This is a genomic window from Pseudomonas sp. Pseusp18, assembly GCF_059506005.1.
Map to the genome: position 1 here is coordinate 2861523 of NZ_CP169240.1, position 14473 is coordinate 2875995.

Annotated in this window: 12 protein-coding genes; 2 read left to right on the forward strand and 10 right to left on the reverse strand. The window is 60.5% G+C overall.

The window, feature by feature from the left end; translation table 11 throughout:
- Positions 1 to 2: 2 nt before the first annotated feature.
- From ACEN9A_RS12865 to ACEN9A_RS12910, 10 genes are all read right to left on the reverse strand, one after another.
- On the reverse strand, positions 3 to 1313 hold the full coding sequence (locus ACEN9A_RS12865; RefSeq protein WP_230139050.1) for a hypothetical protein: 1311 nt from the start codon (positions 1311 to 1313) through the stop codon (positions 3 to 5).
- Between the two features lie 19 nt (positions 1314 to 1332).
- A complete protein-coding gene (locus ACEN9A_RS12870) occupies positions 1333 to 2256 on the reverse strand; it encodes a hypothetical protein (protein ID WP_258673874.1) in 924 nt (307 codons plus the stop codon).
- Positions 2257 to 2323: 67 nt separating this feature from the next.
- Complete coding sequence (locus ACEN9A_RS12875; RefSeq protein ID WP_258613985.1) at positions 2324 to 4702, reverse strand: hypothetical protein; 2379 nt, start codon at positions 4700 to 4702, stop codon at positions 2324 to 2326.
- A gap of 10 nt (positions 4703 to 4712) precedes the next feature.
- Positions 4713 to 5852, reverse strand: coding sequence for a hypothetical protein (locus tag ACEN9A_RS12880; RefSeq protein ID WP_019651677.1), 1140 nt, complete (start codon positions 5850 to 5852; stop codon positions 4713 to 4715).
- A complete protein-coding gene (locus ACEN9A_RS12885; protein WP_258673876.1) occupies positions 5831 to 7276 on the reverse strand; it encodes an alkaline phosphatase family protein in 1446 nt (481 codons plus the stop codon). Before ACEN9A_RS12885 ends, ACEN9A_RS12880 begins: the two co-directional genes overlap by 22 nt.
- Complete coding sequence (eboE, locus tag ACEN9A_RS12890) at positions 7266 to 8498, reverse strand: metabolite traffic protein EboE (RefSeq protein WP_258673877.1); 1233 nt, start codon at positions 8496 to 8498, stop codon at positions 7266 to 7268. Before eboE ends, ACEN9A_RS12885 begins: the two co-directional genes overlap by 11 nt.
- Positions 8495 to 9379 (reverse strand): TatD family hydrolase, encoded by an 885-nt coding sequence (locus ACEN9A_RS12895; protein WP_105344349.1) that lies wholly within the window; start codon positions 9377 to 9379, stop codon positions 8495 to 8497. Before ACEN9A_RS12895 ends, eboE begins: the two co-directional genes overlap by 4 nt.
- A 36-nt stretch (positions 9380 to 9415) precedes the next feature.
- On the reverse strand, positions 9416 to 10189 hold the full coding sequence (locus tag ACEN9A_RS12900; RefSeq protein WP_258673878.1) for an EboA domain-containing protein: 774 nt from the start codon (positions 10187 to 10189) through the stop codon (positions 9416 to 9418).
- Positions 10186 to 11076 (reverse strand): UbiA family prenyltransferase, encoded by an 891-nt coding sequence (locus tag ACEN9A_RS12905; protein ID WP_258673879.1) that lies wholly within the window; start codon positions 11074 to 11076, stop codon positions 10186 to 10188. Before ACEN9A_RS12905 ends, ACEN9A_RS12900 begins: the two co-directional genes overlap by 4 nt.
- Positions 11073 to 12959 (reverse strand): 3-dehydroquinate synthase, encoded by a 1887-nt coding sequence (locus tag ACEN9A_RS12910; protein WP_258673880.1) that lies wholly within the window; start codon positions 12957 to 12959, stop codon positions 11073 to 11075. The genes ACEN9A_RS12905 and ACEN9A_RS12910 overlap by 4 nt, the downstream gene beginning before the upstream one ends.
- Positions 12960 to 13062: 103 nt before the next feature.
- Here ACEN9A_RS12910 and ACEN9A_RS12915 point away from each other — a divergent pair, with 103 nt between their 5' ends.
- Positions 13063 to 13395 carry a hypothetical protein gene (locus tag ACEN9A_RS12915; RefSeq protein WP_258673881.1) on the forward strand — a complete coding sequence of 111 codons (333 nt, stop codon included), beginning with the start codon at positions 13063 to 13065 and terminating at the stop codon, positions 13393 to 13395.
- Between the two features lie 165 nt (positions 13396 to 13560).
- A complete protein-coding gene (gene ltnD / locus ACEN9A_RS12920; protein ID WP_258673882.1) occupies positions 13561 to 14466 on the forward strand; it encodes an L-threonate dehydrogenase in 906 nt (301 codons plus the stop codon).
- Positions 14467 to 14473: the final 7 nt, after the last annotated feature.

Consider the following 14473-nt stretch of genomic DNA (forward strand, 5'->3'; position numbering starts at 1 on the left):
ATCTATTCCTCGTCCTTGGTGGTTTTGCCGACAGGCGCGTTGGCGAATTTGAACATGTAGGAGAAATCGGCCTTGTAGGGACTTTTGACCGGTGTCGCCATGGAGTGGCAATTCATGCAGCTGCTGTTGGGCTGGATGTAGCTCTCCATGGTGACGTTGGCCGAGAGCGACGGGGTCGGCTGGCCCAGTGGATTGCTGGGGTTGTCCGGCATCAGCGGGCGCTGGGTGGTGATGAGTTGGTAGTACTTCAGCACGCTTCTTTGCAGGCCCGGGTCGGTGCGGTAATTGGTGTTGACGGCGTTGGTGATCTCGGCAATCGGGGTGACCCGGTTCAGCGGGTTCGGGGTCTGGAACGTGGTGCCGGGCTTGGGCACGCAGACCAGTTTTGTACCCTGAGTCTGCCAGTCGCAGGGTGACTGGTTGAGGGTGATGGCCGGGGCCGCGGGGTTGAAGTAGGAGTAGGTCATGCCGGCTGTTGGCTGATCGACCCATTGGCCATGCACCAACTCCTTGGGCGGAACGTTATCGATCTGCTCGAAGGTCGACCAGATCCACTGCGGATAGCCGTTGACCTTGGTGATGATGTGCAGGCCCACCAGGCCCAGGTAGGCCTCGGTGACACCGGTGCGTTGGCCCTGGTCGTTGAACGTGGGCACGCGCGCCAGCATGGTCAGGTAGCGGCTGGCGTTGTCACTGGTCGTGAGGATGCGCCAGCTCGACTTGACCTCGATGACCCCGTTGGGAAAGTTAATGTTGTTGGCTTTGGAAACGACATCGGCGTTATAGAAGCTGTTGTTGACGATGTAGTCGTAGGACGTCTCGTTGGCCGAAATGTCGTAGTAGGTCGGGTTACCGGCCTGGTCGATCAGCCAGCCGCCGACAGCCTGATCCACGGCATTCACCTGGGTGCTGTTCTTCAGCGCGGCGATGTTGATGATGCCCAGGCTTTTGGCGGTCTGCGGGGTGTTCCACGGGCCAGGATCTGCCCCCTTCGGCAGGAAGATTTCCTCCACGGTCTTGTAGGTTTGCCAAACGGTGTAGCCGGGGTCCCCAGGCTGTTTGGCGCAGTCGGGATCACCGCGCTGCCCGTCCTGTGCGGGCCAGTTCAAAGCGATGAACATCTGCCAGCTGTATTGATCGAACTGGTCCTGACTGGCGGTGGCGACCGGCGCGGTGCTGGGGGGTTGGCAACTCAGGTTACTGGCCTGCGTCGACGGCATGGCCTGTTCTCGGGCCAGGGCCTGCTCCAGGATCAAGGCCGGCAGACTGGCCAGGCCCACTAACATCACGCAGAAACGGAATGTGGTTTTCATGGCGATCCTTCGTCGTTATTCAGGGTTTGCGTTGCATGAGCTTGTTCCACTGCGCCTTTTGGCCGTTGCTCTGTGACGCCGGTGGCTCGAACAATTGGCAGGGCGGCGGATTCGCCGGGCACATGGCGGCCACTTGCGCCCAGGTCTGGGCCGGGTCCGGTTTGGCGATGCGGAAGTTGGTGTAGTTCTGGCTGACGATGGGGGCGTTGGCGACGCTGGCATCACCGGAGAAATAGAACGATTGCGGATGCCGGTAGGGCGGTTGTCCCGTGACGTTCTTGTAGAAGGCGTAGCCGAACAGGATCGGGCCTTGTGGCGAGTCGACATCCAGGGCATAGGCTTGCACGCTGCCATTGAGGTTCTGGCTGCGCGCGGCACTGTAGGGCAGGTGCTTGATGAAATCCTGCCGTGGTGGGTGGTTCATCGGCGAGAACATGCAGCAGGCCGGCATGTCCTTGGGACGGTCCTGGGGATAGGTCAGGAAGTAGGCCTTGTTGCCCAGCGACACGAAGGAGCAGGTGTAGTTGTTGTTCTTGATCGGGAAGATCGGCAGGCAGTATTTCTCGTAGTGTTCCATCATCGCGCCGAAGCCGTCGCCATCCGGCGGGATGTAGGCGGTGTCGTAGTAACTGGTGCCGCGAGAGACGGTGTAGTCCGCCGGGGTCAGGGTGGTGGGTGGATTGCTGTAGGGCGGCGGGTTTTTCTCGTAGTTGTGCATCACCCGGTACATGGTCCAGTCGCTGATCCAGTAGGCCGGAAAAAACGGATCGGAAGGCTCGCCCGGTGCTCGTTTGGCGATGCAATTGCCGTTCTGTTCATTGCATCCCTCGGTATTGTGCACCCCCATGGTGAAGTACACCGCACCGCTGTCCGCCTGGGCGAATAGAGCCGGGATGAGCAGCAGGGTCAGCAGCAACAGCCGGTTCAAAATGCTGGCTTTCATATGACACTCCTGTGAAGTGCCGGGTGACAGGTTCGTCACCCGGTGGTCCTGCTTGAGCGTTGTAGTTTTAGCCTTGTTCGTAGTCGCTCATGCTGAGCGGGATGGGCGGGTAATTGCGTTTCACCAGGGACTGCGCCCACAGCTCCAGTACGGCGCGTCGGCTTTGTGACATGTCGCGGGTGATGGGCATGGCGAGTGTGCTTTCCTCCTGGTACTCCTTGCTGATCAGCACAATCAGTTGGTCGATGGCGCCTTCAACTCGTGCCTGGGAGTTGAGCGGCATGAACTTGTTCATGATCGGGTACAGGTAATAGAAGGTCTGCAAGATGCGTGGGTAGATGAAGTTCTCCCACAACAGCGTCGCGGCGTTCTGACGCGTGCAGATGGAGTTCCAGTAGGTGATGAAGTCCTGTTGCAACTGAGGATCCAGTGGCAGGACGCGCATCGGGGCGAGGAAGTCTGTGTAGGCCTGGGTGTAGTTGAAACTGAAGGGGACGGCCGGGTTGTTGTGATCTTCCTGCACGAAGAACCGCAGAGTGGGAAAACCCGGGGCTCGAGCACTCACGCCCAGTTGGGCAATGCCGCTGGCGTTGGTGGTGATCTTTGCAACAGAGTAATTGACGATGCTGTTCTGAGCATCGCGCAGCGTCCCGGTTCGGGAGATGGCTGAGTCGAATGTCAGGCAAGGGCGCAAATTGACCGCGACTGGTTTGCCCAAGTCATGCAGGAACTGCTGATAATTTACCGGTATTCCCGAAGGCCCGGCATTCGACGTATCCACGGCCTGTAGGGCGATGAGTCCACGGCCGCTACCGGTAGCCAGGTGGCTTGATATCGCGAGCATGTCGTTGAATTGCGGCAGATTGGGCTTGTTCAATGTACGGTCTGCCGGATGGTCGTAGAACAGTGTGAAGTCGGCCGGATTACTGAATGCCAGATAGTAGTTGCTGGTGGTCACCGAGAAGGGGTTGCCATACTCCGCCACCCACAGCACGGTATTGGCCGCTGGCTTGCCATCCTTTTGCACCATGATTTGCAGCGTCTTGTGATCACCCACGTCGATGAAACTGCCGCTTTCTATCACTTCGGCGGTCCACATCTGCTGAGTGGAAGCGATCTGGGGCGTTTGTGTGCCCTGTAGCTGCAGCTCCAGAGGGCCGGCCTGCAGGGTCGCCTTGTCTGCGTCGTTGAGCGTGAAGTCCAGAAGGCCGGAACGTTTGTCGAAGGCAGCTTGTCGATACTGCTCGAAACCGAAGTTGATCACCGGGTTGAACTGTCCATCCTTGCGTACGCCCAGTAGATAGTTGCCGGCATGGAATTTTTCGGCCGTCGGGATCGGGGCGTTGGAGTCCACTGGATAGAACGGAAAAGTGTTGCCCAGATCCAGCGACAGGGTGTTGCCGGTAATCTGGGCCGACATCACACCCAGTGTGATGCTTGTGGCATCGACAGGCTGGTTTGTTTTGAAAACAGGTACCGGATTGGCAGATACCAGGCGCCGGCCGGCTGGTGCGGTGGGGTATTCGTCGGCAAACCAGAGACCCAAGGTCGCTGCGGTGCGGCTGTAGGCGGGGTTGAAGAATATATCGGAAACGTTGTCCAGGCCCTTCTGATACATCGCTTGCACTTTGGCCATGTCCGCGGCTGTCGTGGAGTGGGTATTGATCGGCGGGAAATCGTTGAAAATGCCGTTCTTGTCATAGTAGGTCAGGTAGGTGGAAAACCTGAACATCAAGCCACGAGCTCCTTGTTGCTTCATCTGCTGTTGAAGCTGACTCAGCAGCGCGGAGTTGCCGATAACCCATTCCAGGTTTTCCTGAGGAAAGCAGGTCTGCCAGGTGGTGGTGACATACTTCAGACCACCGAGGGCCCCCCAATTGAAGTTCAGGAATCGATCCAGCATCCGGTATTGCCGATTGAGGGTCAGGCCGCATTTATCATCCCCCAACATCAGCTTGTCGAAATACAACGCGGTGAAGGTGTTCTGCCACGGGCTGATGTCCACGAAGCGCGCGGCAGTGGGACTGGCGCTGCCAAAGGGGTTACCGAGCAATTGGTAGTTCTTGCCGACCAGCGCATCCTGGGCGATGTAGTTGTTGGCCTGCAGCTCGCCGCCGATGACCACGGAGCGGATATCGTCGTAGCTCACCGTGCCGCAGGCATTGTCGCCAAACAGATCCCATTCTGCGGGAATGTAGGGGGTCGGACTGCCATTGGTCGGCACCATCGACACATAGTCCGGGACGTTGTTCACGGGACTGATGACCCAGGGCATCAGCTTGTTGGGGGCGTTCTGGCGCGTGATGTCGTAGAAGTTCACAAACGGCCAGTTAATATCCATGTTGACCGCGTCATAGAGTGGAAACACATCGTTGTTGTTGGCTGTTGGCGGGTTCCAGAACATGTGGCCGTTGAGGTAGATACGGGGGAAATTCAATACGCTCATGTCATGCTCCTTAGCGTTGCCACTGGGCGTGTTTCAACGACCAGACAAAATCCAGTTTGTTGTAACCGGCGAAAGCCGAGTTCGGCAGCGGGGTGGTGGGGTAGACAATGCCGCCCTGTTCTTTCAGGGCGAAATTGAAGTAACCCTTTTGGTTCGAGTAGGCGGCGGTGCCGTGGCAGGCCAGGCAGGATGAGGTGTTCTGGAAGGCCGATTCCAGCTGGGAGTTGGCCAGCACCTGAGTGATGGGCTGGAATTCCACCCCGATCAGTTCGTACTTCGACAGGGAGGGATTAGCGGCCTGAAAGCTGGTATTGACCGATTGGGCAGCCGGTGTCGGCCCTGTGGTGTTGGTCATCGGGGTGGCCGGTACGGCATTGGTCACGGTGTACTTGCTGTTGTTGATGTTTTCGAAGGTGGTCCAGACCCAGTTGGCGTTCAGCTTGTTGACGACGTGCAAGCCGCTTAATGCTGCATAGCCGACCTTGTATTGACCGTTTTTCAGGTAATAGGCCTGGGCGATGTAGTAACCGTCTTTCTCCAGTTTCTGTTTGTAGGTCGCGTCGGAGCCGATCCACAGCCAGGAGGATTTCAGCTCCCAGGCAATGGGCGGAAACTCCAGATTGCTGGTCAGGGCGGCCTGGCCGTTCATGTTGTAGACCTGCTTCTGCACGATGTAATCGAACGTGCCCTGGCCCATCAGCAGCTGAAAGCGTACAGGGTTGCCTTTTTCTGTTGAGGGCACTGCGCCGCCCATCTGCAGAATCAAGCCATCGACCTGTTGGGTGGCATTGAGGTTATGGAAGGTTCGGGACATATCCATTCCTAGCGCCTTGGCCTGTGTAAGCACCGCGTTCGGCGGCGGCACGGCCGTGCCATAGGGGGCGGGCTTGGCGCCGTTGGGCAGGTAGACCTGATCGGAAGGCTTCATGGATTCCCACTCGCGGTTGGGGCTCCCCGCGGCAGCGGGCTGGTTCAGGCAGACGAACCAGTTCCAGGCCATGGTCTCGGGGCTCTGCGCAAACGCGGCCCGGGTCTTGTCGACGTCTCCTCCAAATTGCAGAAAGTTGCTGCAGTCAAAGGTGTTTGTGCTCTGAGCCTGAGCCAAACCGGCCAAGGCACTCAGAACTGTTATAGAAATGGCTCGCCGCATGGAAGCTCCTTGGCATTGGCCGGGTCGGTGTGTGAATGCCCCAGGAAGTGTTCCAGGAGCAGTTGCTTCACGGCCGTGGCCGCAAGACGCTGCGGCAACGGCAGATCGCAATTGGTGATGAGCAGCGGGCCGGTCTTCTCGCTGACGGGCAGGCGGCCATGGCTGCCACGGACCAGGCGGGTGTCCAGCGGAATCAGGTCCATGTAGTAGCGAAAACCGAGCTTTTTCTGCAGCAGGCGACGCGCCACTTTCAATTTCGGGAAGCGAATGGCCGGGTCGATGAACAGTTCCAGCGGGTCGTAGCCGGGCTTGCGATGGATGTCCACGGTGCGGGCAAAGTCGGGTGCCTTGCGATCGTCGAGCCAGTAGTAGTAATCGAACCAGTAACCCGGCGCGGCCACGGTCACCAGCTCGCCGCTGCGCGGATGATCCAGTTGCCAGGCCCGTTGTTCGGCTTTATCCAGCACCTGCTCGATGCCGGGCTGGCGCTGCAGCAGCGCTTTGACGCGAGGAATGTCTTGCGCCTGTTTCACGTAGATGTGCGCGATCTGATGATCGGCCACGGCAAAGGCCGCGCTGGCGCCGGGGTCGAGCAACTCCCAGGTCAGCGACTGGCGCACCTGCAACAAGCCTTCCGAGCGCAACAGCCGGTTAATCGATACGGATTGCTGTACCGCTTCGATCCCATATTCGGACAACAGCATCACCGCCGCACCTTGCTCCTGGGCAAAGGCCAGCAGGCGACCCACTTCACTGTCGATGGCCCGCACCTCGTCGGCAATCGACGGATGATCGGGGCCCAGTCGCTGCAGGCAGTAGTCGAGATGCGGCAGGTAAACCAATTGCAGATCGGGTCGATCAATCTGGAACTCGGCGATGGCGCAGTCGACGATCCAGCGGCTCGACGCGATGCCGGCCGCCGGACCCCAGAAACCCGGAAACGGAAATTCACCGATCTGCTGCTCGATACGCTCATGCAACGAGGCCGGTGACGAATACAGGCCGAACATCTTGCGGCCATCGGCCGGGTAGTGCGGGCGTGGGGTGATGGCGGCGTCCACGTCCGCATACATGTTGTACCACCAGAACAGCTGGCTGCAGCGGAACCCGGGGAGCTCACGCTTGAGCGCCTGCCAGACCTTTTCTCCCTGGATCAGTGCGTTGGGTTGCAGCCAGAAACGCACTTCGGCCTGGTCGCGAAAATACCAGCCATTGCCGACGATGCCGTGCTCCGACGGCGACAGTCCGGTGAGAATCGAGGCCTGGACCGTCGACGTGACGGCCGGAAACACCGGTTGCAGGCTGGCCATTTTTGCCGTTTTCAGCAGGGCATTGATGTGTGGTGTCGCCGGCCCCAGCAGCGCCGGGGTCAGCCCGACCACGTTGATCAGCAGCAGCGCTTGGCGCGGATTTTCAGAGGGCATCGGCGTACGCCTCCCGCGTTTGGGATTGCAGCAATTGGCGTTGGCGCAGTTGCTCTTCGACCCAGTGCAGTTCCGCGGCGATCCCCTGCAGTTGGGCGTGCTCGGTGTCGGGCCGCAGTTGCGTGGGCAGCACGCCCCAGCTGTAGGTTTCCACTTCCAGCACAGGGCGGAAATCCCCATGATCCGCCAGAAAGTCGAAGGTCTGCGACAGGGCGATCTGGCTGCCGCTGAGCTCAGGCAGCAGCAAGTGTTCGCTGAACAGCGGAATGTGGAAATGAATCCGCAGTTCGGGGTATTGCCCCAGGTTGTTGGCGCAATCGTCGAGGGCGGCGGGCAGGTCGGCCCAGCCCGATAACCGCGCCTGCGCATCTCGGGCTTTGACTTGATGCAGGTAGGTGGTTTCGGCGAAGTCGCTCAAGGTCTTGAGCACGTGTTCGCGCCGGTTGTGGTCTTCAGCGGGCAGGTGACAAATCAGCGCGTTCGACAGCTGTATCTTGCCGACAGGCACTCGGGCCTGGCGCAGCTTTTCCAGCGACTGATAGCAGTGTTCGAAAACCACGGCCTGGTGGCAGACATCAAAACACAGCGCCAGATAGTCATGGTGCGGATCGCTGGCTTGGTAGCGGTGGAAGAAGGCGATGGCCTGGTCGGTGTTTTCCAGCACACAGTCCGGCTCCATCTCCAGGCAGAACACGATTTTCTTGCCCGTCTCCCGATGCAGCCTGGCCAGTGAAGCCGTGAGTTGGCGCAGCAGGTGTTCGGCACGCTGCTGTCGCCGCGGGTTCCAGTCGGCGGCATAGCCCAGCGGTACGGTGGAAATCACGCCTTGGGGGCAATCCGACGGCAGGGCGTGTGCCAGGATTCGGGCCAGATTCAGGCTGTACGCCAGCCGTTTCGGATCAGTCCAGTTGGGCAAATAGACGTCGGCTTTCACCGCGCCTTGATGAAATTGGCCATAGGGAAAGCCGTTAAGTGAAGTCAGCCGCAGCCCACTGCGTTGCAGCAGGCTGAGGAAGTTCGCGCGAGCTGACGCCTGCTGTAGTTCGGCCGCGGCGAGGGCGCTGATCCACAGCCCACTGTCTTGCTCGTTCAGGCCGCGCAGGGTGCGCACACCCTGGAAATGCCATTCGATGGATGACCGTAGTCCCGCCAGGTCACGGGTCGGGTGCACATTGCTGCAATAACCGACCTGCGCGGCAGCCCAACCCGTGCCGGCACTCATTTGATCACCGGTTCCTGGCCACGCAGGGCAGAGTTGTCCTGCCACTGCCGACGCTGGTCGATGGGCAGCGGGGTGCTGACCAGGGACTTGTCCAGTTGGCCGCTTTGAGCAAAAAAGTCCACGGGGTTGTGGAACAGCACCTGTTCGACCTGGCTTTCGCTGAAGCCGGCAGCCAGCATCGCTTCACCCGTTTTCGGCACCTTGAGCGGGTCGCTGATGCCCCAGTCGGCGGCGCTGTTGACCACCATTTTCTCGGTGCCGTACTGCTGCAACAGGGCGACCATGCGCTGTTCCGACATCTTGGTGTTGGGGTAGATCGAATGGCCGCGCCAGCAGTCGCTGTCCAGCACCAGCGGCAGGGTCAGTTCGTTGAGGTGGTCGATGATCACCAGGTGCTCGGCAATCCCGACTTCGCGAATCACTGCCAGGGTGCGTTTGGTGCCACCGATCTTGTCGCGGTGCGGGGTGTGCACCAGCACCGGCAAATTGAATTGTCTGGCCAGCTCCAGCTGAGCGGCGAGGAAGCGATCTTCCTCCGGGGTGATGTCGTCGTAACCGATTTCGCCGACCGCCACGACGCCGTCTTTCACCAGGTAGCGCGGCAGAATCTCCAGCACTTCATTGGCCACCGACAGGTCATTGGCCTCCTTGGGGTTGAGGCCGATGGTGCAGAAATGATGAATGCCGAACATGCTGGCGCGAAAGCGCTCCCAGCCCAACAGAGTGTCGAAATAGTCGATGAAACTGCCGACGCTGGTCCTGGCCTGACCCTGCCAGAAGGCCGGTTCGATCACCCCGGTGATGCCGGCGGCGGCCATGTTCTGGTAGTCATCGGTGGTGCGGCTGACCATATGAATATGCGGGTCGAAGTACTTGAGCATGGTAAATCCTCGTCAAGGAAAAGGAGTCGTTGAGTGTCAGTTCTGTGAGGTGCCGGCCAGGTGCTCGTGCCATTCCGGCGGTAAGCGTTGCTGCTGATTCAGGCCGGCCAGGCGCTGGTGTTGCGCCGGGCTGAGCAGGTCGAAGGCAATCACTCGGGGCAGCCCGGCGGACACCGTTCGTTCGGCGGCAAGCTGTTCGTCCAGCAGGTCGAGGGCCAGCTGGTTGAGGGTGACGCTGTGTCGTTGCGTCAGGCCGATCAGGCGTCGTATATCGAGCCCCATGCCCAGTGCCTTCAGCACCAGTTGATGGAAGGCCCGTTCGCTGTAATGGCGCGATGGGTAAAGGGTGTCGAGCGCGAGGGCGGCGAACACCTGGCTGTTACTGGTGCGCCCGGCTTGCAGTGCCAGCTCCACACAGAGCCCACGGCTGTCGAGCCAGTCGAGGGCCTTCAGGGTGGCGATTTTTTCTTGATCGTCGCCCCACAGGAACAGTTGGCGCAGCAACGGCAGTTGCCCTGCGAGGGGCTGTTGCTCCAGGACCTGAGCCAGCAACAATGCTCGCGCCAGTTGGACACTGCTCCAGTCGGGACTGTGGGGCAGTGGTTGTTCCTTGAAGTTGCGCTTGCACTGGCTGCTCAACAGCGCCGCGGTATTGGCGTCCGGGCGTTGGGCAAGCCGCTCCTGGGCCTGGCGCCACCACTGCCGCTCGGTGTCATCGAGCTGTCGGGTGAGAGCCTGGTGTTGTTCGGCGAGGCAGTCGTGGCGCATTTCGAGAGCCGCCGATGGCGATGCAGTGACGTCCATGTTCATGTCGGTTTGATCCAGCGCTGGAAGTGTGGAAGCAGGAAAAACACTAGAACGCATAACAGGCTGCCCAGCGGCTGGTTGGCCACAGCCAGCACCAGGGCATCAAACAGTGGCAGAGCCGCCAGGCCAGCGCCGATAAAGGCACGGACTTGCCGTTGCTGCGGGTTGGCCAAGTGCTGCCAGTAATGCCAGCCCAGCCAGCCAAGCCAGAGCAGTAGTACCGGCCAGAACCAGACGTTGTCGGAATAGATCACCAACGCCAGCGGGCTCAACATCAGCAGTAGAGGCAGGCGGCTGAGCAACTGGTTGTTGTGTTCCTGACGAGCCAGGTAGGTCAGGCCGCTGATGTAGACGCCAAGCAACATGGCGCACAGCCAGATCGGCTCCGGCGGCACCGCCAGGCTGGCCGCCGCCGTCAGGTAGAGGGCCGAGCGGCAGGCGCCCATCAGCCAGACGCTGTGGGCGTATTTCTTGTGCAGCACGTTGTAGCCGAGGATGCAGCCCACCAGCAGGGTGGCGCTGCCCAGCAACCAGTGCGGTTGATCGATCAACCGGCTCAGGCCCAATACCGAGGCCGCAGCCAGTATCAGCAACAGCGCAGTAGCCAGCCCCACTTGCTGGCGGCTGACCAGACCCAACGTGATAGGGCGGGGATTGTGGTGCTGTTGGTCCCAGTCGGCGTCCAGCAGGTCGTTCAATAACATGCCGGCCAGATACAGCAACGACAGCGCGGCCAACAGCAGGATCCACACCAGCGACGACGGCGGCGCCAGGGCACCAGCGCTGCTGGCCAGCAGGGCGGCGGCCAAGGTGTTGGTCCACACGGTGGGCAGGTTGGATACCCGGCCGAGGGTCATCCAGGTTTTCAGGTTCAGTGGTGTCTGGCTCATTGCGCGCAGCCCTCGCTGAGGGTGAGCGCCGGATCGATGCGGGTCGACAGCCTTTGCAGCGCCTGTTCCATCCGCGCGGCATCGATCTCATGCAGGTCCACCGACTCGCCGATCCGGCTGAGCATGGGGATGGAGAGTTGCCCGCCCAGGTGCTGGCGGAATTCCTCCAGCCCAAGCAAAACCTGTGAGCGTCCCTGTGCATCTTTCAAGCTCAGTTCCGGCGGACTCAGGCTGAAGCCGAGCTTGAGCAGCAGGTCCAGCACCCGCCCGGTGTCGGCATCGCTCAACAGCCCCAGGGCATTGGCATAGAGCCCATCCAGCGCCATGCCCACCGCCACGGCTTCACCATGGCGCAGTCGGTGCTGGCTGAGGTTTTCCAGTTTGTGCGCGGCCCAATGCCCGTAATCCAGTGGCCGTCCGTTACCGCGCTCGAAGGGGTCGCCGGCACCGGTGATGTGTGCCAGGTGCAGTTCGGCGCAGCGGCGAATGGCATAGCGGCTGGCCGAGTGATCGAAGTGGGCGAGGGCGTCAGCCTGTTGCTCCATCCATTGGAAGAAGGCCTGGTCTTTGATCAGCGCGACTTTTACCGCCTCGGCCAGCCCGGCGATCTGGTCGCGGCGAGTCAGGCTGGTCAGCAGCTGGAAGTCGTTGATCACTGCGGTGGCAGGGTAGAAGGCGCCCAGCAGATTCTTCTGGCCGAAGGCATTGATGCCATTTTTCACCCCGATGCCGGCATCGTTCTGCGCCAGCACGGTGCTCGGGATGCGGATCAGGCGAATGCCACGGTGGAAAGTGGCGCAGGCGTAGCCCACCGCATCCAGCACCGCGCCGCCCCCCAGGGCCAATACATAACAATGTCGGTCCAGCCCATGCTGCAGCATGTCGCTGTAGAGCTGTTGCAACACCTGTGAATCCTTGCTCAGTTCGCCGGCCGGCACCGCAATCGGCGCGGCCTGTAACTGCAGGTCCGCCGCATGCGCGGCAAAGTAGGCATCGATCTGATTCAGCAGGTGCGGGGCGCTTTGCAGCAGTTGTTCATCGGCGAACACCAGCACCGTCACCGGGCCTCTGTGCTGTGGGGTGAGTCGTGCGGTGAGCTGGCGGTGCAGACACGGATTGGACGGCTCGAACAGGTGATCGGTGAACACCACCGGGTAGTCGTAATTGACCCTGAACCGCCCGTGCAGGGGTTGCTCGGCGTTTTGCTTGCGCAAGCTCCTGAACAGGCTGTACCCGGCGATAAACAGCCCGGGCAACACCATGCTGGCGAGGAGGGTCACCAGCAGCACGTTCTGCTCGACGAGGTAGATGCCGATGGCACTGTAGGCCAGTGCCAGGCCGGCATTGGCCAGGGTGGTGACCCACAAAAATGCGCGTAGCGGATAACGTTGCATACCGGCGGCCACCACTGAGGTTTCCGCCAATACCGGCACGCCGCGCAGGCAGATCAACGACAGCGTGCCCAGCTTGTACGCCAGCTGTCCCGGCTGGCGTTGATGCAGGCCCAGGCGGCCGGACAGCAGACGAAAGTAGCCGGCCCCCAGCGCATAACCCAGCCCGGCCCCCAGGCACAGCCCCATGAAAATCACCAGGTAGCCGCCCACACCGCCGAGCATGGCCACGGCCAGCAGCGCGACCATGCTCGACGGCACCGGCAGCACCACGTCCAGCGCGAGCAGGGCGATCAGCAGCAGTGCCAGGTTGAGTTTTTGGGTGGGGGTGGAGGGCAGGTACAGGTTGAGATGGGTCAGGAAGTCCTGGATCTGTTGTTCGAACAACAGAAAGCTGGCGATCACCAGGCCTGAGAAGCAAAGCAATGAAATCCAGAAATGACCGGCTGGCGCCCATTGCGAGAACGCACGATACCCATGGCTGCGCTTCATCAAGCATCCCTCTTTATTGTTATGACTGATTCCGTGTCAGTAATTAAAAGCAGCGTCTGGTTGGTTTTAGATCAATAGATTCTCTCGCCTGAGGGGCTGGTTTATGTACGGTTTGGTTACGCCTGTAGAGATAGTCTTGAACTTAGACGGTCGTGGTGTTTTTGCAAGGCGGCCTGATGGCAATCTGACTTTTTTCACTTGCGTGAACGCGACCCGTAGCAGCTGTCGAGCCCGCGAGGCTGCGTTCGGCTGCGCAGCAGTCGTAAAACCAGAACTCGCGGTGCATCAGGCAAACCACGTCAGCCGGATTCACGACGGCTGCGCCGCCGAACGCAGCCTCGCAAGCTCGGCAGCTGCTACAAAAAAGCGCGTCGCGGCTATCGATGCTCATGAGGCGATGTTAAAAAATGTTATTTTAAAAAAATACTTCACATAATCTGTTCATTGGTGGATTATCTGCTCAACCAGTGTCAAGCGATCGTAGCTGCCATTGTGTTGGGCGATCCGCTGGCCATGCCTCCGGTGCCCATCTCTACATCGCGGCCCGCCGCCTGCGCTTTGTCGGCGTGGAACAGGCCGTTGCTTCCCTCAGGAGTACCCCATGAATAACAAGAATGTCGGTGTTGTCGGTCTGGGCGCGATGGGGTTGGGCATTGCCCGCTCACTGTTGCGCAGTGGTTTCAATGTGCATGCCTGTGATGTGCGTGCGCAGGTGACTGAACAGTTTGCCGGGGAGGGCGGCGTGGCGTGCTCTTCGCCCGCGCAGATGGCCGCGACGTGCGACGTGATCATTACCGTGGTGGTGAACGCCGAGCAGACCGAAACCGTATTGTTTGGCGAGGATGGCGCTGTCGCTGCGTTGCGCCCTGGCAGCCTGGTGATCGGTTGCGCGACCGTGGCCCCGACCTACGCCGTCGACCTGGGCCAGCGCCTGACCGCCCAAGGCTTGCTGTATCTGGATGCCCCGATTTCCGGTGGCGCGGCCAAGGCGGCTGCCGGTGAAATGACCATGATGACCTCCGGCCCGGCCGACGCTTATGCCAAGGCCGAAGCGGTACTGGCGGGCATGGCCGGCAAGGTCTATCGCCTGGGTGACAGCCATGGCCTGGGCTCCAAGGTCAAGATCATCAACCAGCTGCTCGCCGGGGTACACATCGCGGCCTCTGCCGAAGCCATGGCGCTGGGCCTGCGTGAAGGGGTCGATGCCGATGCGCTTTACGAAGTGATCACCCACAGCGCCGGTAATTCCTGGATGTTCGAAAACCGCGTGCCGCACATTCTCAAGGCCGATTACACGCCGTTGTCCGCGGTGGATATTTTCGTCAAGGACCTGGGCCTGGTGCTGGATACCGCGCGGGCCAGCAAATTCCCGCTGCCGCTGTCGGCCACTGCCCACCAGATGTTCATGCAGGCTTCCAGTGCAGGCTTCGGGCGTGAAGATGATTCGGCAGTGATCAAGATTTTCCCCGGCATTGAACTGCCGACTGCCAAGACCGAGCCTGTTTGAGGAACGC